The organism is Haloarcula vallismortis ATCC 29715 (genome assembly GCF_000337775.1).
Taxonomy (GTDB): domain Archaea; phylum Halobacteriota; class Halobacteria; order Halobacteriales; family Haloarculaceae; genus Haloarcula; species Haloarcula vallismortis.
Map to the genome: position 1 here is coordinate 40,752 of NZ_AOLQ01000021.1, position 26,538 is coordinate 67,289.

General features: G+C 64.7%; 25 protein-coding genes and 1 tRNA gene. 13 read left to right on the forward strand and 13 right to left on the reverse strand.

What is annotated here, in order from left to right:
- Positions 1–21 precede the first annotated feature (21 nt).
- Positions 22–94, forward strand: a tRNA-Pro gene (locus tag C437_RS05685).
- Between the two features lie 183 nt (positions 95–277).
- Here C437_RS05685 and C437_RS05690 read toward each other — a convergent pair.
- Positions 278–2,650 (reverse strand): methyl-accepting chemotaxis protein, encoded by a 2,373-nt coding sequence (locus C437_RS05690; protein ID WP_004515946.1) that lies wholly within the window; start codon positions 2,648–2,650, stop codon positions 278–280.
- Positions 2,650–3,792 (reverse strand): BMP family lipoprotein, encoded by a 1,143-nt coding sequence (locus tag C437_RS05695; RefSeq protein WP_004515947.1) that lies wholly within the window; start codon positions 3,790–3,792, stop codon positions 2,650–2,652. The genes C437_RS05690 and C437_RS05695 overlap by 1 nt, the downstream gene beginning before the upstream one ends.
- 156 nt (positions 3,793–3,948) lie before the next feature.
- Here C437_RS05695 and C437_RS05700 point away from each other — a divergent pair, with 156 nt between their 5' ends.
- The 6 genes from C437_RS05700 (at position 3,949) to C437_RS05725 (ending at position 9,139) form a co-directional block, all read left to right on the forward strand.
- The gene (locus C437_RS05700) at positions 3,949–6,045 is read left to right on the forward strand and encodes a minichromosome maintenance protein MCM (RefSeq protein ID WP_004515948.1); all 2,097 of its coding nucleotides are present in this window, start codon (positions 3,949–3,951) and stop codon (positions 6,043–6,045) included.
- A 1-nt stretch (position 6,046) separates the two neighbouring features.
- Positions 6,047–6,319, forward strand: coding sequence for a DUF7854 family protein (locus C437_RS05705; protein WP_004515949.1), 273 nt, complete (start codon positions 6,047–6,049; stop codon positions 6,317–6,319).
- 165 nt (positions 6,320–6,484) lie between these two features.
- Complete coding sequence (locus tag C437_RS05710; protein WP_004515950.1) at positions 6,485–6,820, forward strand: DUF7855 family protein; 336 nt, start codon at positions 6,485–6,487, stop codon at positions 6,818–6,820.
- The gene (locus C437_RS05715; protein ID WP_004515951.1) at positions 6,817–7,626 is read left to right on the forward strand and encodes a DUF7856 family protein; all 810 of its coding nucleotides are present in this window, start codon (positions 6,817–6,819) and stop codon (positions 7,624–7,626) included. The genes C437_RS05710 and C437_RS05715 overlap by 4 nt, the downstream gene beginning before the upstream one ends.
- 32 nt (positions 7,627–7,658) lie before the next feature.
- Complete coding sequence (locus tag C437_RS05720; RefSeq protein WP_004515952.1) at positions 7,659–8,426, forward strand: DUF7857 domain-containing protein; 768 nt, start codon at positions 7,659–7,661, stop codon at positions 8,424–8,426.
- Positions 8,423–9,139, forward strand: coding sequence for a MinD/ParA family ATP-binding protein (locus C437_RS05725; RefSeq protein ID WP_004515953.1), 717 nt, complete (start codon positions 8,423–8,425; stop codon positions 9,137–9,139). Before C437_RS05720 ends, C437_RS05725 begins: the two co-directional genes overlap by 4 nt.
- On the opposite strand, the gene C437_RS05730 is transcribed toward C437_RS05725, so the two are convergent.
- Positions 9,118–9,978: a transcription initiation factor IIB gene (locus C437_RS05730; protein ID WP_004515954.1), complete on the reverse strand. Its 861-nt coding sequence runs from the start codon at positions 9,976–9,978 to the stop codon at positions 9,118–9,120. The two genes, C437_RS05725 and C437_RS05730, sit on opposite strands and share 22 nt — an antisense overlap.
- 171 nt (positions 9,979–10,149) lie before the next feature.
- Between C437_RS05730 and C437_RS05735 the strand changes: the two genes are divergently transcribed.
- Complete coding sequence (locus tag C437_RS05735; RefSeq protein ID WP_004515955.1) at positions 10,150–10,644, forward strand: DUF7858 family protein; 495 nt, start codon at positions 10,150–10,152, stop codon at positions 10,642–10,644.
- A 132-nt stretch (positions 10,645–10,776) separates the two neighbouring features.
- Positions 10,777–12,297: a glutamate--cysteine ligase family protein gene (locus C437_RS05740; protein ID WP_004515956.1), complete on the forward strand. Its 1,521-nt coding sequence runs from the start codon at positions 10,777–10,779 to the stop codon at positions 12,295–12,297.
- Between the two features lie 83 nt (positions 12,298–12,380).
- On the opposite strand, the gene C437_RS05745 is transcribed toward C437_RS05740, so the two are convergent.
- Entirely contained in the window at positions 12,381–12,965 is a 585-nt protein-coding gene (locus C437_RS05745) for an NADPH-dependent FMN reductase (RefSeq protein WP_004515957.1), read from the reverse strand.
- Between the two features lie 128 nt (positions 12,966–13,093).
- Between C437_RS05745 and C437_RS05750 the strand changes: the two genes are divergently transcribed.
- A complete protein-coding gene (locus C437_RS05750; protein ID WP_004515958.1) occupies positions 13,094–14,011 on the forward strand; it encodes a DUF7351 domain-containing protein in 918 nt (305 codons plus the stop codon).
- Positions 14,012–14,114: 103 nt separating this feature from the next.
- Here the strand turns inward: C437_RS05750 and C437_RS05755 are convergent, their stop codons facing one another.
- Positions 14,115–14,372, reverse strand: a complete 258-nt coding sequence (locus tag C437_RS05755; protein ID WP_049919639.1) for a hypothetical protein — start codon at positions 14,370–14,372, stop codon at positions 14,115–14,117.
- Between the two features lie 97 nt (positions 14,373–14,469).
- Here C437_RS05755 and C437_RS05760 point away from each other — a divergent pair, with 97 nt between their 5' ends.
- Complete coding sequence (locus C437_RS05760) at positions 14,470–15,021, forward strand: Rieske (2Fe-2S) protein (protein ID WP_004515960.1); 552 nt, start codon at positions 14,470–14,472, stop codon at positions 15,019–15,021.
- 46 nt (positions 15,022–15,067) lie between these two features.
- Here the strand turns inward: C437_RS05760 and C437_RS05765 are convergent, their stop codons facing one another.
- From C437_RS05765 to lrp, 3 genes are all read right to left on the reverse strand, one after another.
- Complete coding sequence (locus C437_RS05765; protein ID WP_004515961.1) at positions 15,068–16,555, reverse strand: MATE family efflux transporter; 1,488 nt, start codon at positions 16,553–16,555, stop codon at positions 15,068–15,070.
- The gene (locus tag C437_RS05770) at positions 16,552–17,148 is read right to left on the reverse strand and encodes a TetR/AcrR family transcriptional regulator (RefSeq protein WP_004515962.1); all 597 of its coding nucleotides are present in this window, start codon (positions 17,146–17,148) and stop codon (positions 16,552–16,554) included. The genes C437_RS05765 and C437_RS05770 overlap by 4 nt, the downstream gene beginning before the upstream one ends.
- Before the next feature lie 139 nt (positions 17,149–17,287).
- Complete coding sequence (gene lrp / locus C437_RS05775; protein ID WP_004515963.1) at positions 17,288–17,746, reverse strand: HTH-type transcriptional regulator Lrp; 459 nt, start codon at positions 17,744–17,746, stop codon at positions 17,288–17,290.
- 126 nt (positions 17,747–17,872) lie between these two features.
- Here lrp and glnA point away from each other — a divergent pair, with 126 nt between their 5' ends.
- Complete coding sequence (glnA, locus tag C437_RS05780; protein WP_004515964.1) at positions 17,873–19,228, forward strand: type I glutamate--ammonia ligase; 1,356 nt, start codon at positions 17,873–17,875, stop codon at positions 19,226–19,228.
- A gap of 12 nt (positions 19,229–19,240) precedes the next feature.
- Here the strand turns inward: glnA and C437_RS05785 are convergent, their stop codons facing one another.
- The 3 genes from C437_RS05785 to C437_RS05795 form a co-directional block, all read right to left on the reverse strand.
- The gene (locus tag C437_RS05785) at positions 19,241–20,134 is read right to left on the reverse strand and encodes a phosphatase PAP2 family protein (RefSeq protein WP_004515965.1); all 894 of its coding nucleotides are present in this window, start codon (positions 20,132–20,134) and stop codon (positions 19,241–19,243) included.
- Entirely contained in the window at positions 20,131–21,363 is a 1,233-nt protein-coding gene (locus tag C437_RS05790) for a YihY/virulence factor BrkB family protein (protein WP_004515966.1), read from the reverse strand. The genes C437_RS05785 and C437_RS05790 overlap by 4 nt, the downstream gene beginning before the upstream one ends.
- 71 nt (positions 21,364–21,434) lie before the next feature.
- Positions 21,435–22,871 carry an MATE family efflux transporter gene (locus C437_RS05795; protein ID WP_004515967.1) on the reverse strand — a complete coding sequence of 479 codons (1,437 nt, stop codon included), beginning with the start codon at positions 22,869–22,871 and terminating at the stop codon, positions 21,435–21,437.
- 94 nt (positions 22,872–22,965) lie between these two features.
- On the opposite strand from C437_RS05795, the gene C437_RS05800 reads away from it, so the two are divergent.
- The gene (locus tag C437_RS05800) at positions 22,966–23,382 is read left to right on the forward strand and encodes a hypothetical protein (RefSeq protein WP_004515968.1); all 417 of its coding nucleotides are present in this window, start codon (positions 22,966–22,968) and stop codon (positions 23,380–23,382) included.
- A gap of 63 nt (positions 23,383–23,445) precedes the next feature.
- On the opposite strand, the gene C437_RS05805 is transcribed toward C437_RS05800, so the two are convergent.
- Together C437_RS05805 and C437_RS05810 are read right to left on the reverse strand one after the other, a co-directional pair.
- Positions 23,446–24,549: a tRNA (guanine(26)-N(2))-dimethyltransferase gene (locus tag C437_RS05805; RefSeq protein WP_004515969.1), complete on the reverse strand. Its 1,104-nt coding sequence runs from the start codon at positions 24,547–24,549 to the stop codon at positions 23,446–23,448.
- A 289-nt stretch (positions 24,550–24,838) separates the two neighbouring features.
- Positions 24,839–26,521 carry a histidine kinase N-terminal 7TM domain-containing protein gene (locus tag C437_RS05810; RefSeq protein WP_004515970.1) on the reverse strand — a complete coding sequence of 561 codons (1,683 nt, stop codon included), beginning with the start codon at positions 26,519–26,521 and terminating at the stop codon, positions 24,839–24,841.
- Positions 26,522–26,538: the final 17 nt, after the last annotated feature.

Sequence of the window (26,538 nt, forward strand, 5' to 3'; positions counted from 1 at the left end):
GTCGAATCGAGAGGTAAGTACGGGATCGTGGGGTAGCTTGGTAACCTTCGGGCCTTGGGTGCCCGTGCCCCTAGTTCAAATCTGGGCGATCCCATACTCGGATACCGAAAGCGACCTCTTTGTCGCTTCTACCGCTTAATTTTCCAGTGGCCTGTCCTGCCAGTCCCTTGCTGTGGTCGCTGCTCACATTCGTCACAGCGGTCAGTCCTTCCCAGTATGCCAGCAGTGACTCTCCGCACAACGCTGCGAAAAGAAGCCGTAGCGATGACACGCCGCGCTAGTCGCCAGTCCCGTCGGGGGCCGAACGCGTGGCACGTTCCCCGGCGACACCGGCGGTATCGCCGCGGTCGTCTCCCTCCCCACTGGTGTCGAACTGGTCGACAGTTGCGGCCAGCGAGTCAGCGCGGTCGCGGAGTTCGTCTGCGCTCTGGGCGATCTCAGCGACGGATGCGGACTGCTCCTCGGCGGCCGCCGACACCTGCTCGGCGTCTTCCGTCACGTTCTGGCTGATTTCGGACACCCCATCGACGCGGTGGACGACGCTCTGTGTCGCGTCAGCCTGGTCTTCGGTGGCATCCGCAATCTCCTGAATGCCATCGTTGGCGTTCTCGATTGCGTCGACGGTATCCTCGATGGCATCGGCCGCCTCGCGGACAGTCTCGACGCCGGTGTCGATGTGGTCGCTGGTCGCGCGGATATCCGTCACAGTCTCGTCGGTCTCTGTCTGTACGGTCGCGATTTCGGCTTCTATCTCCGCCGCCGCCTCTTTGGTCTCCTCTGCGAGGCTCTTGACCTCGTCCGCGACAACGGCGAAGCCCTCGCCGTCCTTGTCGGCACGGGCGGCCTCGATGTTGGCGTTCAGGGCGAGCATATTCGTCTGCTCGGCGATATCCGTGATGAAATCGACAATCTCGCCGATGTCGTCCATGCGCTCTTGCAGGTCGAGAATCTGGTCGACCGCGTCCGCCGAGCGGGACTCGATCTCGGCCATGTCATCGATGGCCGACTCGGCGGCTTCCCGGCCCGTTTCGCCACGGTCGACGGCTTCTCTGGCCGTCTCTGCAACCGTTGTCGACGACGCTGCGACCTCCTCGATGCTCGCCGATAGCTCGTCCATCTCGGCGGCAGCTTCCTCAAGGTCGTCGTGCTGTCTGATAGCGCCGTCGGCAATCTCCTGTATGCGGTCACTGACGGTCTGGCTCGTCGTCTCGATCTCCTCGGCTCCAGTCGCGACCTCGATTGTGGCGTTTGCAACTTCGTCGGCGAACGCTGCGACCTCGCTGACGGTGGCTTCGAGACCATCGAGCATCGCGTTGAACTCCACTGCGACTTCACGCATCGCCGTCTCTTCTGCGTCCTCGTCGAGTCGCTTCGTGAGGTCACCGTCGGCGATGTCCTGCATCACCGCGCTGTACTCGGAAGCGCGCTCTTGCAGACGCTGGCTGGCTTCCTCCGCCTCTGCCCGTGCGTCCTCCGCTTCCGTACGCAGTTCTTCGGCCTCCGCCCGCGCCGTCTTCGCTTCCTCAACTGCGTCCTCCGCTTCCTGAATGCGGTTCTGGAGGGACATCCGCATGTCGTCGAAGGTGCCGTAGAGGCGACCGATTTCGTCGGCGCGGTTCGTTGCGAGGTCGACATCGAAGTCGCCGCTCTCGATGCGTTCGGCACGGTCCCGCAACTGCTTCAGGGGGTCGACCGTGCGCTTCCCGAGCACGAGGCCGACAGCCGACAACGAAACGAGCGCCAGCAGTACAAGCAGCCCGACCGTCTGCCCGACCGTATCCCGGACACTGAACGCCTGCGCCGTATCCAGACTGGTCACTGTGACCCAGTTCGTGTTCGGGACGGGCGCGAACGCGTACACGCGACCATCGGAAACCGCTGTCACCGGTGCTGCGGTGCCGTTCGCATCACGGATTGCCGCGAGACTCCCACTGTGGGTGTCGGCATCGAACTCGCGGTCTATGTTCAGTACCGTCTCGTCGTTGGTATTCAGAATCGTGGTTTCCTTCGTTGAGTTTGCATCGCTGAGCCGGTCGACCTGACTCTGAATACGCGTGACGACGACGAGGTGCGAGCCGTCACGCTTCGGGACCGAGCTAGCGAACGCCATCACGGGTTCGTCGTTGAGGACCGGCGAGCGGTACGACCGGCTACTCGACCACACCTGACTGTTGTTTCCGGGCCCCTCTGGCACCTCGGCGCTCGTCCACGGCGCGTCAAGTTCGGACAGCGACCGCCCCTCTAGCGGGAGTTCCGTGCTGGCGACCACCTCGCCACGAGTGTCGTTTACGAGATGCATACTGACAACATCGTCAGGCAGTAGCTGGTCTTGCAGGAGGATGTACGCTGCAGCCCGCCGGTCGCTACGGAGCGGTTCACCCTGCGAAACAGAGCGTGTGTGCGTGCGTTGCTGTTCGACCCACGATCCGATAGCGTCCCCTTCCAGATGGCTTGTTTCGGCGAGCTGTCCGGTCGTCTGGCGCTCGACCGCTGTCGATGTCGCCTGGAACGTGAACGCGCCGGCACCCGCAATGACGAGCAACACGGCAAGGAACGCAACAGCGAACTTCGCAGCGAACCGCTGTCGTATGAACTCCGGGGCGACCCGATCAAGCGCGCTCGCCAGTCCGTCGAGTGGGCCACCCGCCATCAGGCACCACCCGTACTGGCGCGCTCAGTGGGGACGACGATGTCGCCAGCAGCGATCTGTTCCCGCGATGTCGACAGCGCCTCCCTGACGTCGTCGGGAATTGCCGGTTCGAGGGAGGTACCGTAGACGACGCCGACGCCGTCACTATCCAGCCCCAGAGAGACGACCTCACCTGCGGGGAGGCTGTCTGCGACCGTCGCCGTCGCCGCGTCGTAGACCGCGACGTTCACTCGCTTGACCATGCTCGCGAGCACGACGTCCGCGTACCGAGGGTTGCTCCGTGACTGGTCTGAGTCGACCCCGATTGCGTACCGGCCATGTGCCTGTGCGGCCTGGAAGATGCCAACACCTGCGCCACCTGCTGCGTGGTAGACGATGTCCGCTCCGTCGTCGTACATCTCGGCTGCGATGTCGCGGGCACCCTGCACGTCGTCGAAGTTCCCGAGATACTCCGTGAGGACATCGACGTCCGCGTTGGCGTGCTCGACGCCGGCTCTGAAGCCGGCTTCGAACTTGTGGATGAGCGGCTGGTCGAGGCCGCCGATAAACCCGACGGTCGTCTCATCCGGGTTCGTCGCACCCGCACCGAGGTCGACATCTCTGGTCGTGAGCAGCCCAGCGAGGTTCCCGGCCTGAAACGACCCCTCGTGTTCGCGGAACACGTAACTCGCCACGTTGTCGGCATCCACGACAGAGTCGACGATCATGAACTGCTGGTCCGTGTACTCCGGTGCGACCTCAGACAGCCCCTCGGCCTGCAGGAAGCCGATACAACAGATCAGGTCGTATGACGGGCTCGTCGAACCCGCTAGCTCGGCCTGTACGTCGGCGAATCCGGCGACACTGCCTGGCTCGTGGTTCGTGTACTCGACCCCGTCATCGAGGCGTGCGCGCTGAATGCCGCGGTTCGCCGCATCGTTGAACGAGCGGTCATCGAGCCCACCCAGCGCGTACACCATTCCGACAGTTGCCGCCGCATCGCTCTCATCGATGGCGCTTTCGGTCGCCTGCTGGCTGCTGCCCTCAGCCTCTTCGCTCCCCCCGAAATTCTCGAAGCGGCTTGCACAGCCAGCGAGCGTTGCGGTCGCGGCCGCGCTGCCGCTGGCGAGAAGACGCCGTCTTGTGATTTTTTGCTCGCGCACGGGTATTCTATTCTGAGTGAATCAGGTATATCAGCAAAAACTACGGGTTCCAATTCTCGACACTGATACTAATACCACACCAATGCCGCCTCATTTCAGTTCCACCCCGGTTTGCGAACCTTCTTAGGCCAGTGGGCATAACCACTGTCCACTCAAATGGCGACCGCCGAGAACACCGAACTCATCGACCGCTTCGAGGAGTTCTACCGCAACTACTACCGCAACGAGATCGGTGAGCTCGCCCAGAAATACCCGAACGACCAGAAGTCGCTGTACATCGACTGGGACGACCTCTATCGCTTCGACCCGGACCTGGCCGACGACTATCGGACGAAGCCCGAACAGATTCAGGAGTACGCCGAGGAGGCCCTTCGACTGTACGACCTCCCGGTCGACGTCTCGCTCGGCCAGGCCCACGTCCGCGTCCGGAACCTTCCCGATTCGGAAGACATTCGTGACCTGCGCCACGAGCACCACGGCAACCTCGTTGCCGTCAGAGGTATCATCCGGAAGGCGACCGACGTGCGCCCGAAGGTTATCGAGGCGGCCTTCGAGTGCCAGCGCTGTGGGACGCTCACGCGCATCCCTCAGACCGCCGGCGACTTTCAGGAACCACACGACTGTCAGGGCTGTGAACGGCAGGGGCCGTTCCGGCTCAACACCGACCAGTCCCAGTTCATCGACGCCCAGAAGCTCCGCGTGCAGGAATCTCCCGAGGGACTGCGCGGCGGGGAGACGCCCCAGTCAATCGATATCAACATCGAGGACGACATCACGGGCCACGTCACCGCCGGTGACCACGTCCGCGTGACCGGCATCCTCAAACTCGACCAGCGGGGCAACGACAACGAGAAGTCCCCGATGTTCGATATCTACATGGAGGGCGTCAGCGTCGAAATCGAGGACGAGCAGTTTGAAGACATGGAGATCACCGATGCCGATAAAAAGGAAATCGTCGAACTCTCCAGCGAACCCGACATCTACGACAAGATGGTCGGGGCCATCGCCCCCTCCATCTACGGCTACGAGAAGGAGAAGCTCGCGATGATGCTCCAGCTCTTCTCGGGCGTGACCAAGGAGCTACCTGATGGCTCTCGGATACGTGGTGACCTCCATATGTTGCTGATAGGGGACCCAGGAACCGGGAAATCTCAGATGCTATCATATATCGAGAATATCGCACCCCGCTCTGTCTACACCTCTGGTAAAGGCTCATCAAGCGCGGGGCTTACCGCGGCCGCCGTCCGCGACGACTTCGGCGACGGCCAGCAGTGGACGCTGGAAGCGGGCGCGCTCGTGCTCGCAGATCAGGGCATCGCCGCTATCGACGAACTCGATAAGATGTCCCCAGAAGACCGGTCGGCGATGCACGAGGCGCTGGAGCAGCAGCGCATCAGCGTCTCGAAGGCCGGAATCAACGCGACGCTCAAATCCCGCTGTTCGCTGCTGGGCGCGGCCAACCCCAAGTACGGCCGCTTCGACCAGTACGAACCCATCGGCGAGCAGATCGACCTCGAACCGGCGCTCATCTCCCGGTTCGACCTCATCTTCACCGTGACGGACAAGCCCGACGAGGAGAAAGACCGCAACCTCGCCGAGCACATTATCCAGACCAACTACGCCGGTGAACTCCACACGCATCGGACGGAGAACCCGACCTCGAACTTCAGCGAGGAGGAAGTCGGGACCGTCACTGAGGAGGTCGCGCCGACCATCGAGCCGGACCTCCTCCGGAAGTACGTCGCCTACGCAAAGCGTAACTGCTTCCCGACGATGACCGAGGAGGCGAAATCGCGCATTGAGGACTTCTACGTCGACCTGCGGCTCAAGGGGCAGGACGAGGACGCGCCGGTACCGGTCACCGCCCGGAAACTGGAGGCGCTGGTCCGGCTTGCCGAGGCGTCTGCCCGGATTCGGCTGTCGGACACTGTCGACGAGGCTGACGCTGACCGGGCGGTCGACATTGCCCATTACTGCCTGAAGGAGATCGGTGTCGACCCCGAGACTGGCGAGTTCGACGCCGACGTGGTCGAGACCGGCCAGTCGAAGACTCAGCGCGACCGCATCCAGAACATCAAGGGCATCATCTCGGACATCGAGGACGAGTACGACGAGGGCGCACCCGCCGACGTGGTCATCGAGCGTGCAGAGGAGGTCGGTATCGACGAGTCGAAGGCCGAACACGAGATCGACAAGCTGAAACAGAAAGGCGAGGTGTACGAGCCCCGCACCGACCACCTCCGAACGACCTGATATGGACCGTATTTCCGCACTCCGTAACATCGAGGAGGCGCTGGCCGACTTCGAGGCCGGGTCGAAGTCGCTCGGCGATCTCGAACGGGACGTTCGCGGGACCCTCCGGACCTACGCGACTGAGTTCGAGGGTGACCTGCAGGCCTACCGGGCAACCGGCGGAGCCGCCGTTGACGGGCTCGTCGTCCTTGCGCCGTCCGAGACAGCAGCCCGCGAACGGGTTCGGGACCTCGTTTCGGACGTCGGGGAATTTACCGTTACAGCCGTCGAGTAAGGCGTTCTCTAGTACTGCAGTTTCTGTCGGTGTCCCCCACATCCTGTGCGCAGTGTTGACTCTCGAATACGACCCCCTATCTTTCTCACCGGTTCCAATATATATTCACTCTAAAGCACATTCAATTCAGTAAAATTTTATAGCAATAATAGCAATGTCTACCCAGTGCTACTCGTCGTCACGTACTCCCGGCCGGCACGCAGAGACCTGCGGAACGTCTGTCGTGCCCACGAAGATTGTGTCGTTCGGCAGTTCGGGAGAGCAGCGCTGTTTTCCGGAACCGAGTTCGGGGCGTTTCAGGCGCTCCGGCTCCACGAGAAACACGGGCTTGACGTTCAGATTGAGCGTGTCGAGCCATTCGAACCGACAGATGCCCCGACGCACGTCCGTGAAGCGGCCAAACGGTACGAGTCGCGCGAGGAACCGGCGACGCCCTACGAGCGGTTCGCGTCGGGACGTGACCTCCCGGATCCGGACCAACTCCGAGGCGTCGACCTGTGAAGCTCCGCATCGCTGGAACCACTTATACGGGTGCTGTCGTCGACCTCCGAACCCGAAACGTCGACGGTCGGACCATCGCCGCAAGTATCAGTGGACAGCGGTGCTTGCCAGTCGTCTCCTGCCCGGAACCCCCGTCTGTGTACGCTTACGCCGGGCACATCCACTCGTCGATGGGACTGCGAACGCGGACTGCACTCGCGGCCGCCGCCCGGTCACGGGGATACGAAACGCCGCAGGACGACGCTATCGCTGAGTGCCGCGCCCAGCTGGCCGAGCTCGAATGTTCGCCGCCGGAGCTACCGGCCCCTGTCGACCCGGTCCCGGAGTCGACCATCGACGGCCTGCAGGAAGCGGTCGCGACCCATCGCGGTCGTCTCACCGCTCGGCAGGCGGTCGGGGCGGACGACGGGGCGGCACAGGCTGACCTCCGGGATGCGGCGACGGAACTGAGCGAACGGGAGACGCGTCGGGCTGCCGCCAGAGAGACCCGTGAACTCCGCCGGGAGCGGGCACGCGCCTACCGGGATTCGCTGGAGGAACAACGTCGGCTTGCCGACGAACTGGCCAACCTCCGGCGGAGCGCTCGGGCGACCCTCGTCGACCGATGCGCCGAGCCGTTCGCTCGGGCCATCGAAGCTGTTCCGGGGCCGGACCCGGACAGCCCGCTCGACGCCGATCCAGTAACGGCCGCGCTGGGCGTGCTCCGGTTCGCGAAGACGCCCGCACCGGTCGTCCTCGGGGCGGATCGGTTCAGGTCGCCGACGGCTGCATCGGACTGTCTCGATGCCCCTGTCATCCGCTGCTGAGGTTTAAATCAGAAGGCCGGGCCACCGTCCCTATGGTTACCTTCGACTGTCGCGCCGAGCGAGTCGACGGCGTGACGCTCGTCACGGCGACCGTCGGCGACGTTACCGAACCGACTCGAATCACTGTTCGGAACTGTCTCGATGGCCCTCTCTGGCCGCCGAGAAAGCAGGGCGTTCCAGAGGCCGGCTGGACCGGGAACGGCTTCGAGGGCGTCGTCGGCCCGGGAACGCACGCGCTCGGGTACGCGACGCCGGCCCCACGATCTGACCAGCCGGCGGAGCTGGTGCGTGCCGAGCCGACGCCCGATACGCCCCCGGCGGACGAGCGATTCGACTCCGCAGATGCCGTCCTCAGGGAACTGGGCGACCCGTCACCGCCTGCTGATGCTGTGCCTGCAGGCGAGCCGTCGCAGGCGGCCGAAGCCACGAGTCGGCGGTCGAATGAATCCACGGTCGAACAGGAGATGGACCCGCAGCGAGCGACCGTCAAATCGCCAGCAGAGTCGAGGACTGCGCCCGGCCAGCAGTCGGACCAGCGGCTCCCCGACGCTGTCTCGCAGTGGCTCGAAACCGTCGCTCGACGCGTCGACCGCGCAGAGCGGCTGGCTGAGGCGGACTCGCTGTCGGCGGCGACGGCTGCGGTTCGCGCAGCGGACGGCATTTCCGGCGTCCGGGCGGTTTCGGAACGCGGCGATACCGACGAACAAATGCTCCGGGCGCTGGCCCGGCGGGCCGAGCGGCTCGCCGACAGACGAGCAGCCGCCACGGTGCCGACCGAAACGCTCTCTCGCCTCGCATGATTCTGGCAGTCACCGGCGGCAAGGGCGGCGTCGGCAAGTCGACGATTGCGTACAATCTCGCGGCAGAACTCGATGGACTCGAACGGGCTGATAACAGGGGCTCGCTCTCGAACGCAAACGCGGGGAGCGTCGTCGTCGACGGCGACCTCGGGATGGCGGACCTCCCGTCCAGTCACGGTCCCGACCTGCACGATGTGCTCGCCGACCGCGCCGACCCACACGAGGCTGTCCGCGCAGACGGCCCCGTGACCCTCGTTCCCTGCGGACGGACGCTGGCCGGCGCTCGAAGTGCCGATTTGCAGGCCCTCACAGACGTATTCGCCGCGCTGGAGCGGACCTATCGCTGGGTCATCGTCGATTCACCGGCCGGCTTACACGCCGACGTGGGACTGCCCCTTGCAGCCGCCGACGCCGCGGTACTCGTCACGACACCGGAAGATGCGGCCCTCGCCGACGCGCTCCGGGTTCGGGCGCTGGCCCGTGAACTCGACGCCGGACTCTGTCGGGTCGTCCTCAACCGTGCAGGCCCAGACCCTGCGACTGAGGCCGTTGCGGATCGGTTCGGTGCGCCAGCCGTCGCAGTGCCGGAGAGCGAGCCGCTGGCGACGGCGCAGGCGCATGGACAGCCGCTTCGAGAAACAGCGCCGGAAGCATCAGCCTGCAACTCGCTTGAAGCGCTTGTTGACGCCGTTTACTCCTGTAGCTCGGTGTAGGTCCCTCGTAACGTGACCGGCGTTACGTCTGCTGTCTCTGCCGCTTCTGCCTGCGTGAGTGCTACGCCCTGCTCCTGGGCCGCGGTGTAGAGACACGCCGCCGCGACGCCGGCCGGGTTGCGCCCGCTGACCAGCCCACGGTCCTGTGCCACGTCGACGAGCCGTTCCGCACGCTGCCGGACTGCCGTCGGCAACTCCAGCGCCGTTGCAAACCGAGGGACGTACTCGCGGGGGTCAATCGGGCCAGTCGGAAGCCCGAGTTCCCTGTTCAGGGCGTCGTAGGCCGCGCGAAGCTCCGCCTGGGTCGCTTTGGCGACAGTACAGAGTTCGTCGACGGTCCGAGCAACGCCTTCCGTCCGGCAGGTGGCGTAGATGGCCGCGGCCGCGAAGCCTTCCAGCGTTCGCCCTTTGAGCAGGTCCTCGTTCTGTGCGGATTCGAACAGCACACACGCCCGGTCCCGGATGGCGTCCGAGAGCGCCATCGAACTGATGATACGCCGGATCTCTGTGAAAGCGTACACCTTGTTTCGCTCGCGTTTCGAGCTGATCTGGGCGCGGTTGTGCTCGCGACGGAGGCGGGCGAACTGTCGGCGCTTGCGCCCTTTCAGCCGTGTCGACCGGCCAATCTTCGTCGAAAGACCGCGATCATGGCGCGACCGCGTCAACGGCGCGCCTGTCCGTGCTCGGTCAGTGTCATCATCACTGAACGACCGCCACTCTGGGCCGGGGTCGATGGCATCCTCGCCGACGACCAACCCACAGCCGCTACAGACCGATTCGACGCCTTGCTGTTTGACTGACCCGTTACACTCCGGACATTGCGTTACCGTCGTGCTCATGTTTCGACCTACGGCTGGGTGGAGGGTTAAAAAACCGATGCAAAGGCGGGATTCCGGGCGGTTTTCGGTGAAACTGCCAACCGGTAACCGGTAGGTAGATGCCGGGGCCGGCGCCGGCGCATATCGGGATACCGACAGTATTAAATTCCGATAGAAGAAAGAAAATTTTTAATGACGTTGTCGGATATCGCTGCCGGTGTCGAGGTCACGACCCACCAGCGTGACCACGGCGTCGCTGCTGTCGACGAGACGGACGCGCCGCTCCCGGAGCGACTGGCCCCTGTGGCCGACGACCTCCCGTGTTCGGCGGCGACGGCGGCGACCGTCGTCGAGGCCTACGCAGCCGGCAGGAGCGTCGGCGACGCGGGCCGCGCCGCTGGCGTTGCGCCTGTGATGGCCGCCAAGACGCTCCATCTCGTCGGCGAGCAAGTGTCACCCGTCGGCCCGCAGGGCCGTGAGATAATCGCCGATTGGCTTGCCGGGGACCTCTCCCGCAGTGACGCGATTACACTCGCTGGCGTGACTGAACAGGAGTTTGCCCTGGCTGCGTACATCGAGACGCACGAGCCGTTGCCCGCGGCCCGCGATGCGGTGGAGGGTGCACTTACGACTGAGGAACGAGACCCGTTAGGAGAGACGATGAGCGATGTCGGCGACCTGCTGTGAGCGTGTGTGGATTGCTCTCGGCGAAGTCGGGAGCGACGGCGGCGAGTTGCTGTGACGGCGTAGAAACCGCTGTCTCACTCCTCGCGTCCCGTCTGGGGCATGCTTAACACCCATGGCTGCAAATCCGGAGATATGTCGGCTTCGGAACTGGCGGACCGGGTGGCAGCGGTGCTCGCGACGGACAGCGAGGCGTTCAATGAGCGCGCTCGCGAGGAGGCACAGGCCCTCAAATCCGCCGTTCGTGACGGGACGTTCGACAACACGGAAGCGATTGTCGGCATGGAACTGGAGCTGTACGCCGTTGACGAGCAGACCGACGCGCTCCAGCGGGTCCCCCGCCAGTTGCTCGAACTCATCGGGTTCGAGAAGGAACTCGGCCTGCATAACGCGGAGATGCAGACGAGCCCGCAGCCGCTGAACACCCATGGGCTGGCGGCCCAGCGAAACGAACTGAAGGCGTCGCTGATGCCGGCCCAGCAACGGGTACGCAACGAGGGTATCCGGCTCGTCTCTGATGGCATGTGGACCGTCCCGCCTGCCGGCGAGACAGCCGAGGCGTATCTCTGTGACTGCGTCGAACAGAGCGGCGTCCGCATCGGGACGAACATGTCGGACTCCGTTCGCTATCACACGATGGCCAACACCGACTACCCCTCAGCGTTCAAAATCGACGCGCCACACGTTTCGCTGCAGGCCGAGACGGTGATGCCAGAGTCGCTCATCACCTCGATTCAACCGCACTACCAGATTCCCCACGCCCCGGACCTGCCGGAGTATTTCAGCTATGCGCTCCGAATTGCTGCGCCGTTGCTGGCGCTTGGCGTCAACTCGCCGTTTTTCCCGCCGGATCTCTACGACGACGCGCCCGATCCGGAGATCGTTGCCGGGGCAAAGATGGAGAACCGTATCGGCGTCTTTGAGTCAGTGCTCAACCCCCCCGACGGGGACCCGACGCCACCGAAAGTGTGTTTTCCGCCGGATTTCGACTCAGTCGAGGACGCAATCGACGATATCGTCGAGGACGACACCATCGTTCCGGTCGACCTGCAGTCGGGGACTCGCTTCGACGACGACTTCGTTCACTTCCGACACAAGCACGGCACGTACTGGCGGTGGGTCAGGCCGGTGTTCGAGGGGCCGACGCGGTCGGCGGCCAACGCTCGTATCGAGTTCCGCCCGCTGGCCGCACAGCCGACCGTCGACGACGCGGTCGGCTTTGCAGCCGTCTTCGCCGGCCTGATGGAGAGCCTGCCACAGCTCGAACACCCCATCCGGTCGCTGGACTGGGAGACGGCAAAGCGGAACTTCTACACCGCCGCTCGGAACGGCCTCCGGGCGAAAATCGAGTGGATCACCGCCGACGGGGCGACGACGACGAGCACCGAAGAGATATACGGCGAACTGTTCGAGCACGCCCGGGAGGGCCTCGAACAGCGCGGCCTCTCGGCGGAAGAGGCCCACAGCTACATCCGACCGCTGCGAGAGCGCGTCGACCGCCGGCTGACGCCCGCACGGTGGAAACACGACTACGTCCGCCGTCGCGTCGAGGAGAACGTCCCGCTCGCTGAAGCGATCTGGGGGATGCAGGCCACCTACATCCGTCACCAGGAGGGGAATCTGCTGGAGGGGAGTTTTGTCGACTGGTTCGAGTAACGTCATACCGTTGGCTGTAACGTCGTGACAATATTCCCCACCCCAAGGTGGCAATAATCGTCACGTGATTACAGCCGACAGTATCAGTCCCCGGTCGCCACCTCCGGCCGCTCCGGTTTTTCCGGACGGTCCGCTATGCCCGCGTACGCGACGACATCCGTTCCCAACTTCTCGATGCGTTCGGCGATGTCTCCGTCGGCGATGCTGCCGTCCTCGAAGGCGGCCCACGAGTCAGGAATGGCGACGTCGCCGGGGAGCGGCCAGCCTTTCAGCTCAAGGACGGACGCCCGGAGGTGCTGGAGCGCCGGTGTGGGGAACCCGCCGCCGGCCACTGCGAGAATGCCAACGGTCGTCCTCTCGACATCGTCGATACTACAGTAGTCAAGCGCTGTCTTCAGCGGCGAGGCGATTGTGCCGTGGTACATAGGGGTTCCGAGGACCATCGCGTCGGCCTCGCGGACTCGGGCGGCCAGTTCCGGGCCGTCACCGGATGCAGCCGCGCCCGTGTCGGGGTCGAACAGCGGGAGGTCCCATTCCCGCAGGTCGATGTGCTCGATGGTTGCGCCAGCCTCCGCTGCCGCGTCGAGGGCGTGCTGGACGGCGATTCTCGTGCCGCTGTCGTCACGCAAACTTCCGCTGATACCGATAACGTGTGGCGTGTCGTGCATCGTGTACCTGTTTGTAGCCGCCGTTGATTAGTAAGTATTCTGAGAACTCTATTTCAGTATAACTTCTGACAGGTGGTTTAATAAGTGGACGGCCAGACGTTTTGTGTCGACCTGTCGAACCAGCGGCTATGCCCGACGACACCGACGGTGACGCGGACACGCAGCGGACGCCCGCCGACGCGTTTGCGCTGTTCAGCCACGACCTCCGCGTCGAGATTCTGGACGCGCTCTGGGCCGCAGAGCGGCACGCCCTCCCGTATGCAGAACTCAAGCGACAGGTCGGCGAACGCGACAGCGGAAAGTTCAACTATCACCTTTCGCAGCTGGTCGGCCGGTTCGTCGGGACGGACGGCGAGGCGTACGAACTGCTGTATCCGGGCCACCGCGTCCTCGATGCGATCCACAGCGGCGTCCTCCATCAGACCGGCGGCGTAGATCCGGTGTCGCTCGATGCTGATTGTCGCCACTGTGGGACCGCGCTGACGTTCACGCTGGACGAGTACATCGGCCATGTCGGCTGTCTGACCTGTGACGACACCGTCATGGCGTTCCCGTTCGACCCCGGCGGCGTCAGCGGTCGCACCGACGAAGCGGTCGCCGCGGCGTTCGACCGGCGGACCCGGCTATTCTGGCGGTTCGCCGTCGCCGGCGTCTGTCCGGTCTGTGCGGGCGTCATCAGTGCGGGGCTAACGACGGAAACCGGGCCGGAACTGGACTCCCATTATGCGACCGACCACCCGGTGATGCTCGATATCGACTGCCAGCAGTGTAGCTTCTACAACTACCCGCCCGCCGCGGTCGTTGCGCTCTATCACCCCGCGGTAACCGGCTGGCTGTACGACCACGGCGTCGACCCCCGGACGACCCGCGCCTGGGAACTCGATTTCGTCGTCGACCCGTCACGGACGACAGTGCGACGCCGGGACCCGTGGGAGATCGCCGTGACGATGACGGCAACGTCCGAACGGCTCCGGGCGACCATCGACGGAACCCTGTCGGTCACCGCGCTGGAGCGACGACCGGCCGAGACCGACGAACGCCTGTGATTGTGAAATCGGTTTCACCTCGTTTCTGACGGGGCGACGGCCGTTACCGGAGCCGCTGCTGGCCATTTCGGCGGATGCGTACAATCGGACGCTGTGGGCCCCGTTACTCCTCGCTCTCGTGGCTATCTTCGGTTTCTGCTTCGTGGCTGTCTTCGGCGTCCGCTTCGTCCATCTCTTCCTCGGCAGCCTCGTCTTCGTCGTCGTGCTCGGCGAACTCGACCTCAGCCTCCAGTTCGATTTCGATGCCTTTCCCTTCCAGTTCCGCTTCGAACTCCGCCATGTCCTCGACTTCGGCTTCCAGTTCCGCTGTGTCTACCTCGACCTCGACCTCCACTTCGACGGAAACATCTTCTGGGTCCATACCGACGTTCCGCAGGGCTGACATAACTCCGTTTTGCAACCGGCATGCCGCGGCCGACTTCGACATCGCTATGTGTGTCAACCGACGACCAGTTGCTATGAGTGACCCCGTGGACGTGACCGTCGACACCGACGACGAGTCGGAATCGGTTCGCATCCACGACGACGACGGCGAAGTCGAAGCCGGCGACACGACCGTCCGGTTCAGTTTTTCCGGCACTGGCGACGACCAGGCGGCTGACGACGAAGCGCCGACCGACGGCAACGACGGACAGCAGACCGACGACGGCGACGACCCGCGCCGAATCGTCGCACTCGATGCAGTGCCGACCGACAGCACGCTCGTGTTCGAGGCACGCGACGGCCGACGGGGCGTCAATTGTATTCTGCATCGCGCGGGCGATGCCGTCGTCGCCTGGCGCAACTCCTGTCCCCACCAGCCCGAGGTCCCGCTTGACCCGGGTCGGGGTGCGATTGTCCGCGGTGAACAACTGGTGTGTCACAAACACGGCGCGCAGTTCGAACCCGAGGACGGCGTTTGTACGCACGGTCCGTGTGCCGGTGACGCTCTCGACGGTATCGAGGTCACTGTTCGGGACGGCGGCGTGTACCTGACTGACGAGCGCTTCGAGCGGGCCGAACGGCGCTGACGCGCGCTGGCAGAACCTTTTGTGGCTCTCTCACCAAGCCACGCAGTCAGTCGTCGGCGACGGCCGGTTCGCTGCCGGCCCGTGCGTCGGCCTCGCGCCACGTTCCCCGAAGGAACCAGGCCGCTGCGAGGCCGGCCGCAAGGACGTTCGAGACGGCGAAGGCCAGCCAGATGCCCTGCTCGGCCAACGAGTACGCGAAGAGGTCACCAATCTGCGGACCGAGCCAGGCCGGGACGGCGACCGGGCGGGAGGCGACCCAGGCGACTGGCAGACGGATGATTCCCAGCATGGTGACTGCCAGCGCCGCCGACGTGAGCGTCTTGCCGGCCCCGCGGAACCCGCCGGAGTAGGCCCGGACGATGCCGATGAACCCGAAGGTCGGGGCGACCCACTGGAGGAACTCTGCGCCGATACGAACGACTTCGGGGTCGTCGCTGAACACGCTGACGACGGCCGGTGCGGCGAAGATAGTGATCGCACCGAGGACGGTGAGGATGGCGAACGACACCTTTGCGGCGAAGTGGTTGGCCGTCGCCGCGCGGTCCGGCCGCTCCGCGCCGAGGTTCTGGCCGGTCATCGTCTCGACGCCCCGATCCATTGCGATAGCGGGCATGAACACCAGCGAGAACACACGGATACCGACGCCGAAGGCCGCCACGACAGTAACGGAAAACGTCCCGACGATGAACAGCATGGCGTTGACCGACAGCGCCCGCCCGGTCCCCTCGACGGAGGCCGGGATGCCCAGCCTGAGCAGCTTCCGGAGATACTCTAAGTCGGGTGCCATATCGCCGAGGTGAATCCGCACCCCGCGCCTGCCCGATAGCAGGATACCGATACCGACGACCAGCGCGACGCCACGCGAGAAGATGGTCGCGACGGCCGCGCCGACGACGCCCATCTCGGGGAACGGGCCCCAGCCGAAGATGAGGAACGGGTCGATGACGATGTTCAGCACAACGGTCCCGAACATCACCAGCATCGGCGTGATGGTGTCGCCGGCTCCGCGCATCAGCGAGATGAACACGAAGAAGCCGAACATCGCCGTCAGCCCGAGCGAGACGACCTGTAGATAGCCCGTCGCGCCCGGGAGCACTTCGCTGGACGCGCCCAGAAGCGACAGGAAGTCCTCGACGAAGAAGTAGCCAGTCGCGCCGAGCAACACGGAGGCTAGCAGTGCGAACGTCACAGTCTGGGAGGCAGCGTACTCGGCCTCGCGGTGCTCTTCGGCCCCGGTGTGCTGCGCGACCAGTACGCTCCCCGCAACCGACAGCCCCATCCCGAGCGAGATGAGCAGGAAGATCATCGGGAAGGCAAAGGAGATGGCCGCAAGCGCCGTCGTGGAGTACTGGCCCAGCCAGAACGTATCGGCCAAGTTGTACGCCACCTGTAGCAGGTTCGTGATGACGATGGGGAAAGAAAGGAACAGTAGCGGCTTGCCGATGTCGCCGCTGGTCAGGTCCAGCTCGTCCTGCCCCTTGAACAGACCGCCGAGCCGCGCACCGAGACGGCCCAGTTTCTGCCGGACGCTCACGCTGTGACCTCCTCCTGACCGTCTAGGAGATGCGTTTCAACGTACTCGGCGAGCATGTTCCGGGTGCATTCGACCGGGCGGCCGGTCGTGACGCGTTCGGTCGCGGCCCCGGTCAGGACGGTGACGATGAACCGGGCGGTCTCCTCGGCGTCGAGGTCAGATTTGAACGTCCCGTCGGCGATGCCGTCTTCGAGAATCGCTTCGAGCTCGCCGATAAGGTAGTCGTCGAACTTCGTGAGCCGCTCACGAAAACCGGGTTCGTATGGCGCGTGGGCGCGGATTTCGAGAATTGCGGTCCCGAATTCCTCGCTCCCGTCGTCCGGCTTGTCCAGCACGGAATCGATGAGCGACAGCAGGCGCTCGTGTGGGGTCTCGCCGTCGGGGTCTTCGATCCGGTCGACGAACCCGTCGTACAGATATTCGAGGAATGCACAGAGGAGGTCGTGCTTGCTGTCGTAGTGGTAGTGGAGGGCGGCCTTACTCTTGTCCGACTCGTCGGCGATGTCCTGCATCGTCAGATCCGCATAGCCGTGCGTACACAGCGCACGGTACGTCGCGTCCATAATATCGTCGGCCGTGTCGCCGTCGTTCATTACGTGTGACTAACTGACTGGTCAGTCAAGTATTCGTCGGTACTGTTTGCGGGTGGGGTTGCATACCATGTCACTCGGGAATCAGACTCCCATAGCTGTCGCTCTGAAATCGTTCAGATCGACTGCAGAAGGGCGGTCGCTACTCCTTCAGGTCGAGGTCGAACTGCTCGTGTTCGCTCGCGGCGTTGAGCACGACGGAGGTGTTCGACTCCCTGATGTCCGGGTCGGTGAGGAGTTCCTTGATCTGGGCGTTCATGCCGTCGGTGTCGGTGAACTTCCCGACCGCGATGACGTCGTAGTCGCCGGTGACCTCGTACACCGAGATCATCTGCTTGTGCTCTTCGAGGTCATCGGTGACTGCCGGGAGCGACGACCCTTCCACCTTGAGCTGGATGATGGCCGTCACGTCGTAGCCGAGCTTGTCGTAATCGACCTTGGGGGTGTACCCGTTGATGATCCCCTCATCCTCGAGATCGGACAGGTGGTTTGAGACGGTCGTTACCGACACGTCGAGGTCTTCTCCGAGGCTTCGGAGGCTGGCACGGCCATCCCCAAGAAGGGCATTCACTAGCTCACGGTCGAGATTTTCGTACGTCATTACATTGGGGGACGCCCCCCAGGGATTAGAATTTTACGAATGTCCAAATGTAAGCGAAAGCGTCGAAACCTTTGCGCAAATCAGCAGGGTTTTAGTAGTAGCACCGCTCCTATCGGGTGTCCAAAGATGACAAGCGAACTTTCAGAGGCGGCGGAGGAGGTACTTGAGGAGATCGAAGAGAAGAACGTCGATTTCCTCCGACTCCAGTTTACCGACATCCTCGGCACGATCAAGAACGTCTCGATCACAGCCGACCAGGCAGAGAAAGCGTTCACAGAGGGAATCTACTTCGACGGTTCCTCGATTAACGGCTTCGTCCGGATTCAGGAGTCCGACATGCGTCTGGACCCGGACCCGTCGACGTTCTCCGTGCTCCCGTGGAGAGAAAACGTCGAAGGCGGTTCCAGTGCCCGTCTCATCTGTGATGTCATCGACACTTCGACCGGCAAGCCGTTCTCCGGCGACCCGCGTGGCGTCCTGAAGCGTGCAATCGAGCGCGCCGAGGACATGGGCTATACGGTCAACGCCGCACCCGAGCCCGAGTTCTTCCTCTTCGAGGAAGACGAAGACGGTCGCGCGACCACCAAGACCAACGACGCCGGTGGCTACTTCGACCTCGCGCCGAAGGACCTCGCGTCCGACGTACGCCGTGACATCATCTATGGCCTCGAAGACATGGGCTTCGACATCGAAGCCTCCCATCACGAGGTCGCACAGGGGCAACACGAGATCAACTTCACCTACGACGACGCCCTGACCACGGCCGACAACGTCGCCACCTTCCGGTCCGTCGTTCGCGCCATCGCGGCCGAGCACGACCTGCACGCGACGTTCATGCCCAAGCCGATCCCGAAAATCAACGGCTCCGGGATGCACACGCACATCTCGCTGTTCACCGATGACGGCGAGAACGCGTTCCACGACGAGGACGATGAGTTCAACCTCTCCGAGACAGCCAAGAGCTTCACCGCCGGTATCCTCGAACACGCGCCGGCCATCACCGCGGTCACTAACCCGACGGTGAACTCCTACAAGCGTCTGGTCCCGGGCTACGAAGCCCCGGTCTACGTCGCTTGGTCGGACCGCAACCGCTCGGCGCTCATCCGCAAGCCGGCCGCCCGCACGCCGGCCGCCAGCCGTATCGAGGCTCGCTTCCCCGACCCGTCGTGTAACCCGTACCTCGCCTTCGCGGCGCTCATTCACGCCGGGCTCGACGGCATCGAGCGAGATCTCGAGTGTGAAGACCCGGTCCGCGAGAACATCTACGACTTCGACGAGGAGAAACGCGAGGAGTACGGCATCACCACGCTGCCGGAGAACCTCGGCGAAGCCGTCGACGAACTCGAAAAGGACGAGGTCATCAGCGACGCTCTCGGCGAGCACGTCTTCGAGAACTTCATCGAGGCCAAGCGTCAGGAACACAAGGAGTACCTGGTCGACGTCTCCGACTGGGAACTCGACCGCTACCTCGAGAAGTTCTAAACGGCCGCCGGTTCAGTATTTTTTCACGAGGCCCTCACCGGCTAGCGGTAGCGTCAGCAAGGCCCCGGTCCCAAGTCCTGCAAGCAGCGTGACGGCGACCGGTGACGGGTCTAACCCGAATGTCACGCCGAGAAACGTCCCGACCGAGACAACGCCCAGCAACGCCGTGATACCGACACCGCGCCGGGTTGGTTCCGGAATCGTCTCACCCAGTAGCGACCAGACAGCGGCACCCGCAACGGCGACACCCAACGCCCCGGCCGAATCGCGGGAGACACCGGTGACGAGCAGTCCCAGCACGGCGATGACGGCTGCGAGTCCGAACACCCGCTCGGGCGTTTTGAGCGCCCCGAGAGCGAGTGCGAAGGCCGTCCCGGCGATGACAAAGCCTGCGAGGATATCGGCGAGGTAGTGGACGCCCAGTACTAGCCGGGAGAGTCCGATGAGGGCAATGATTGTCCCGGCGGCAGCGGTACGCTGTCGGCGCGTGCCGACCCGGAGTGCCCACGCGATACCGCCCCAGACGAGCAGCGAAAGGGTGGCGTGGCCGCTGGGGAAGCCAAAGCCCTCACCGGTCGCCATCGACTCGTAGACGCCCCGTAGCGCCGCTGGAAGTAGTTCGGCGTGGGTGGCCGCGCCTGCTCCGGGCGGCCGCGGCAGCATGAACAGTCCCTTCAGTGATACGACGAGCGCGACGCCAACTGCGAGCAGCGCCACCAGCATCGCCGTCCGGTCGCGAGTGAGGCCGCGACCGAGTTTCGGCGTCCACGGGCCGAGCCAGTACAGCAGGCCACAGGCCAGGAAGGTGAACCAGAAATCGCCCAGTTGGGTGATGAGGGCGAACAGCACGACGACTGCGCCGGGCAGCGCTGACAGCACCTCGGTGACGCCGACAGCCCGTATCACTGTCGCCAGTCGCGCACGCGGTCGACGAGTCGTCCGGGGAGACCGGTCGCAGTCAGGGTCACGCCGACCGCAATCATGATGGCGTAAAGGCCCAGCACCGACAGCCAGATGACCAGCATCGCTAGCACGGCCCATATCTCCTTCAGGTAGTAGAACGCGCCAAGAGTCATTATGGTGCCGTACAGCAAGACGATGTAGGGGCCCCACTGTCGGGCGTGGCCGCGCCGCATCCGGCGGCGGACGTACTGCTTGAGGTCCGATTTCACTTCGTCGCGGTGCAACGTCCGCCCCTCGATTTCCTCGCGGAACGACTCGAACTCCTCGCGGAGTTCCTGTAGTTCCTCGTCGGTCAGGTCGTCGGGCGTCCGTGACGTGTCAGCACCGGCTGGCGGCGGCGTGTCGGTCTCGTCAGCGTCCTCACTCATCGCTTTGCCGGACCGTCGGCGCGATACCTGTTGTAGTTGCCGGTCCGCGAGCGCCGCGTTGACCGCTGCGCCCACGAGGAGCACCTGCCCGGCGAAGTAGAACCACGTCACGAGCAGGAGCACCGCGCCGATGACGCCGTACACCTGATACGAGTCGGCCTGCGCCGCGTAGACGTTGAACCCAGTGCCGAGCAGGGTCCACCCGAGGCCGGCGACCACTGCGCCGGGGACGGCCTCCCGGATGGTCATTTCCTCGTCGGGGAACAGGTAGTACAGCGGGAGGAAGGCGACTGCCAGCACGGGAACGAGCGCGAGGCCGCCGAGTGCGACCTGTACGCCGAGTACTGTTCCGAGCGCGCCGATGACGCCGAGGCCGACCAGCGCGACGCCGATGCCGCCCAGCGCGGCTAGTCCGTCCACGAGCTCCCCGATAATCGAGTCGGGGCCGTCCGTCCCGTAGACGCGACTGAAAGCCGTATCCAGCCCGCGGAACACCTTGAGCGCGCTCCAGAGTGTAACGCCAACACCGAGGACGGTCGCGCCGCCGCGGCCGGCCCCGCTGGTCAGCGCGTCTTCAAGCAGTGTCGAGGCGGTCGGCGAGAGCACGTCCCCAGCAGCCGCCACGATTCGCTCGGCAAATGCCTCCCCGCCCGCCAGTGTGCCGACGACCAGCGTCAGCAACAACAGGGGCAGCAGCGAGACGAACATGTAGTAGGCGATGCCGGCGGCGAGAAAGGAGACCTCTTCCTCCCGGATGGTGCGGACGACATTCCGACCGACGGAGACAGCGCGTGTGCGGTCCACGCGAGCACATCTGGGTGGAGCCACAAATATACTGTCGACTGGCTGATGTCAGCCGACCGGGACGACAGCAGTCAATCGTCGAGCGCCGCGTCCGGCCGGTACGAGCGGCTCACGATCCGCCACGTCCCTGACCGGAAGCGATAGTAGGTCACTGCCGCGGGAACGGCCGTCTCGACCACCAGCGAGGCGTACAGTGCGAGTTCATCGAGCGGCGTGACGTAGCCGAGATACGCCAGCGGGAGGGCAAAGAGGTACATCCCGGCCAGCTGTGAGTAAAACGGCCAGCGCGTGTCGCCGCTGGCACGGAGCGGCCCGGTCGAGCCGCCGTCGACACCCCTGAACACGACGCTGGCACACGCAACAGCGACGAATACCGTCACCAGCGGGAGCACTGTGGGGTCAGAGACGAACAGGCGGGCGATGCCCCGCGAGAACGGGAGCAGCGTCGCCGCGACGACGATGTACACGCCGATACTCAGTCGGAGGACGGTCTGTCCCCAGACGGTTGCCTCGGCTTCATCGCCGTCGCCAAGCGCCTGCCCGACGAGGCTGCTCGACGCCAGGCTCAGCCCCCAGTTCGGCGTGTCAAGCAGCGCACGGACCCGTAGCGCCACGACGTATGCTGATACGACGCCAGGGCCGATCAGGCCGACGATGAACAGTCGGGGGAACTGCGCCCCGGTCCGCGCGAGGTTGGCCCCCACCAGCGGTGCCCCGGTCCGTGTGAGGTCGCGAGCCACCTCGCTATCGAAGAACGGTCGAGAGACCGGTATCTGGATCGGCAACGAACCGACAATCGGGAGCCGCCCACGAGCCAGTCCGACGGCGAACCCGGCCGTGACGAGAACGTTCGCGACGACTGTCCCAAGCGCCGCACCGACGACCCCGAGGTCAGCCACAAAAATGAGCAGGGCACTCAGGACGATGTTTCCGACCGCGCCGCCGGCCCGCAACAGCATCGGCGTCCAGGCGTCGTCGGCTCCGACGAGCGCCCGGCTTCCGATGAGATTGAGCACCGCGAATGGAACGCCAAGCGCCACGACACGCAGGTACTGTACACCGTACCCGATTGCTTGGTTACCTGTCCCGACCAACGCGACGAGGGTGCTGGGTAGGGTCCAGTACACTGCCGCAAACGGGACTGTCACTGCAACTACGACGACGGCGCTGGTCGTGACGGTGACCGCCAGTTCCTCGTCGGCGTCGGCTCCGTAGCGCTGTGACACCATCCCGATTGTCCCGCCGGCGACACCCCCACCTAGCGCGAACACGAGTTCCCAGAACGGGGCGGCGAAGCCCACGCCGGCGATAGCAGTCGGCCCGAGTGCCAGGCCGACCATCGCCACGTCAACCGTCGACTTCGACATCCGGGCGAGCCCGGTGACGATCCGGGGCCAGGACAGGTCCGTCGCCCGGCGGACCCGCTCGCGCTCGACGAGGTCGAACTGCGCGAGCAGGCCACCGATGAACAGCAGAACGCCGCGGACCGGGTTGTACGTGGAGGGCACGTGTTCGCCGCCGCTTTGCGGTCGACCCGGAAAGGTGTTAAGAAAGGGGCGTCGCCCTCACAGGGTTTATACAGCGCCGCTGCAACGACCGGATATGGATACGGAAGCGGCCATCCGGCACGGGACGATGCAGGTAACCGTCCTGTTGCTCGTCGCGGCCGCACTGGCTATCGGCCTCGGCGTCGCCGGCATCGGCGCGTCTCTGCCGATTGTCGTAGGCCTGCTGGCACTGACGGCTGTTCTGTTCGCTGCTCGTCCTGACGAAGACCGATTCGGTCTCGTCGCGGGTGTCGATCTGGGGGGCGTCGGCCGGTCGCTGTACCTCGCGCCACTTGCTACGGCGCTGGCGCTGCTCGTCCGCCTGTCTGCCACGCCCGGTGAGGTGCAGGCCATCGGCGGGCTGCTCGGTCTCGCGGGGATGGCGAACTACTTCCTGCGCCCGGTGTACCTGCTCGCCTACGACCTCGCCTCCGCGGTTCGAGAGAGCCTTGGCCGTGCAAACGGTCGGTAGGAAGCAGTTCGAACGTCACAATCTTGTCGCAATTCTCGGTATTGGTTGCGGTTCTCGGCTCCACTACTCCGCCGTCGCCTCTCGGATTGCCACCACGTCGGCGTCCGTCTTGAACGTCGTGCCGCCGTAGTGGGTCCGGGAGGCCGCGTAGCCGGCGTCGCGCAGTTTCTCGATGAAAGCATCCATCGCCTCCGCGCCGCGCCCCCAGCGTTTGCAGAGGCGGTGCTGGTCGTAGTGGGTCGGCGTGTCGATCTCCGCTCCGAGCGTCGCCAGCAACTCTGTCGCCTCGTCGGCAGTGCCCATCTCTTCGGTGATCTGGCCGGCGACGGCGTCGGTAAAGTCGGGGTCGCAGGTCCGGCCCAGCCAGATAGGGCCAGCCGTCTGGAGGTGTTTCTCACAGACCGGACACTCCTCGGGCGGGTCGGCGATGAGGCCGTAATCGTGGTCGCGCCAGAGGCAGTGCTGGCAGTGGTGGACATAGCCCAGTTCGTCGATGCAGTCGTTGGCGACCTTCGCGCCGTGGTCGAACGCCAGGTAGGTCCGGGCGTAGTGTTTCGTCGCGTGGCTGAGAATCGGCCGAGCGGCGATGTCGTAGCGGGCCGCCGTCCGGACCATCGCCGACAGCAGGACGCGCATTCCCATCTCGGCGTGGAACTCGGTGTTTCGCGGGACGGCACCGTAGGAGCGGACGCCGCTCTCGAAGTGCGCTCCGCAGAGGGGAGCCGTGTCGGTGGCCGTCACACAGAGGAGGTGTTTGGTCCCCTGGATAGCCGCGTCGGCGAAGGGAATCGGCGTGCCAAAGGGGTCCACGTCCACCACGTCGAACGCCTCTGAGTGCATCAGCACGTTCGCGTCCGACCGCCGAACCGAAGCCGCGAGGTCGTTGCGTTCGAGGTTCTGTTCACACAGCGCCGTCGCGTCGTCGTCGATGTCACACAGCGTCGTCTCCCAGTCGTTGGCCGCCGCGCGGACGCCCCGGATGCCGCTGGCGGCGGTGGCGTCCAGATATGTCGACACGCGGGGGGTTCGCTCTCGGTAGGCCCGTAGCGCCGCCACGGTGATGTCTCGGTTCAGCTCCTGAACGGGATTGAAGAACACGTCCGCGCCCTTCCCCGCTTCCGGCTGTTCCGGCACCGTGACCGTCACCCGGCCCTCACTGACGCGCATACTCACCGGTCCGTGTCTGCGCCGTTAAGTCGTTCGAACCTGCCTGTTGTCTCAGCTATTCCTCAGGCAACTGTGAACAGCCAGAAAGCCCCGAGGCGCTGGCATCGGGGGGGCTCGTTGCGCGCTTCCTCGCTCCTTACAGTCGCTCGTCCAGTGCTTGCATCGCCCGCCGTCCGCCAGCGCCTCGCCCCTTTCAGTCCCGCCCGACGTTGATGGTGTCATCGCACTGAGAACGTCGGCTGTACAATCGCACTTAGCACGGTCAGCGAACCGGCTCCGCGAGTACCGCTCACGCCGCTTCGGCGGCCGTCCGCTCTCGGGGCAATCGAACAGTCACCGTCGTCCCGTCGCTCGTGTCGAATTCGAGCTCCCCCTCAAGCGTCGTGGTCGTCCAGCGGACGAGCCAGAGGCCGATGCCGCTGCCGTGGTTCAGGTCCGTCTCGCGGCCCCGCTCCAGCACGCCGAGTTCGTGCTCTGGAATACCAGGTCCGTTGTCGCTGACGGTCAGCACGACGTCGCCGCCATCCACCGTCGCGCCGACGGTGACGACGGCGTCCGGGACGTGCTGGAGGGCGTTCTCGACGAGGTTCGCAAGTAGAATCTCCAGCAGGGCGGGCTGGGTCGTCAGCCGGAGGTCGTCGGGTATCTCCACGGCGACCGAGCCATCGTTTCCGTCGCGGGCAGTCGCTATGACTTCGGTTACGAGGTCAGCCAGTGAAACGGATTCGAGAGCTGCGTCGCCAGCACCCGCTTCTGCGAGTGTTCGGGCCTTCTGTCCGGAATCGACCAGACGACTGACCGACCGCTCGATGGTCGCTGCGTGGTCGGCGTGGTCGCCGTCGAGCTCCGCCGCTAGCAACTCCGCCCGGGCTTGGATGACGACACTCTCGTTGCGGACGTTGTGTCTGAGAAAGCGATTGAGCACTTCGAGGCGGCGCTCCCGACGGATCTCGTCGGTGATGTCCTGAAAGACGACCGTGTATCCCAGTTGCGTGCCCGCCTCGTCACGGAGCGCCGTCTGCCGGATTTTGAACTCGCGGCGTCGGCCTCCGGTTTCGATGGACACCCGGGAACTCTCGCCGTCGGGTGGGATGTCATCACCGATCAGGAAGCCGTTCAGTGGTTCTGTCAGCCCCTCACGCTTATCCACGCCGAGCATTCCCTCGGCGGCGGGGTTGAGGTTCACCACCCGCCTCTGGTCGTCCACGATGGCGACCGGCGTGGCGATATCGTGGATGGCCGCCCGCTCGCCGGCCCGGCGGGTCGCCGGGTGGAACTCGAACATGTCGCTGCGAACAAACGCGTACAGGTCCAGCGCGACGTGGGGCAGAAACAGGAGCGTCGTCAGATTGACGGTCGGAACCGGTCCGATGCCGCCGGCCCACACCAACACCGCGGCTCCGGGCGGAATCGGGCTCAGACCGACCGCCAGCGCCTCGCGCCGGTACAGCGGGCCGTAGCTGACGACTGTATCGAACACCAGCAGGGTCCCGAAACTGACGAACAGCATCGCGACGATGATCGTGAGCAGCCCCATCGGCAAGACGGCGTAGTCCGCTCCGGCGCTGCCAGCGGTCGACACGACCCGGAACCCCTCCCAGACGACTGTGTGGAGCGGGTTCGTGACGACGAGCGCCGTTCCAGCGAGCGGGAGCACCGCCACACCCCGGTACCAGCCACTTTCGAGGACGTTCGTCCGGCCGGTGTAGCCAAGCGCAAAGGAGAGGAAACAGAAGCCGATCCAGATGATGCCAAGCCAGGACACCATCTCCAGAGCGAGGCGCAGTGTCCGGTCGAACACCAGCAGCGCCACGCCGTAGCTGAAACACCAGACTATCTGCGTGACGATGGTCGCGACGAACCACCGCGCGCCGGGCTTGTCCCAGTGCGTCTGGAGCTGGGCCAGCAGATACAGCGACCCGATTCCCGAGGCAAACGAGCCCAGCGCCAGCCACGGGAAGTCGAGGTTCATGTTGGAACAAACCTGTA